Origin of the sequence: Campylobacter canis (assembly GCF_045504005.1) — a bacterium.
GTDB classification, from domain to species: domain Bacteria; phylum Campylobacterota; class Campylobacteria; order Campylobacterales; family Campylobacteraceae; genus Campylobacter_A; species Campylobacter_A canis.
The window spans coordinates 1-245 of sequence record NZ_JBJJXH010000035.1 but is presented as its reverse complement, the minus strand read 5'-3'; the positions used below and the strand labels follow the sequence as shown (position 1 = coordinate 245).

The 245-nt window shown below is 40.8% G+C and carries 1 protein-coding gene; it reads right to left on the bottom strand.

Features of this window, described 5'->3' with window-relative positions; all coding sequences use genetic code 11:
• A partial coding sequence (locus ACHJH3_RS11290) for a hypothetical protein (RefSeq protein ID WP_455424391.1) occupies positions 1–245 on the bottom strand: 245 nt, incomplete at both ends.

Genomic DNA, 245 nt, shown 5'->3' with positions numbered 1-245 from the left:
ATCTAAAACAATCAACGGTTCATCACTAAGACGTTCCATTCGAGCTGGCCATTGCGCTTTAGCTAACCCTTGAGTAATGTCTCGTTCTTTAAACGGCAAATGTTGTAGTTGGCAATACTTGTCAAATAATTGAATAGCTACCGCCGCGTTTTCTACTTGGTGACGCCCCAACAAGGGAACTTTAATTTTTGTCAGTTTGCCCATTTCTCCATAGAAATTAAATACTTCCCCCCATTGTGTATCAG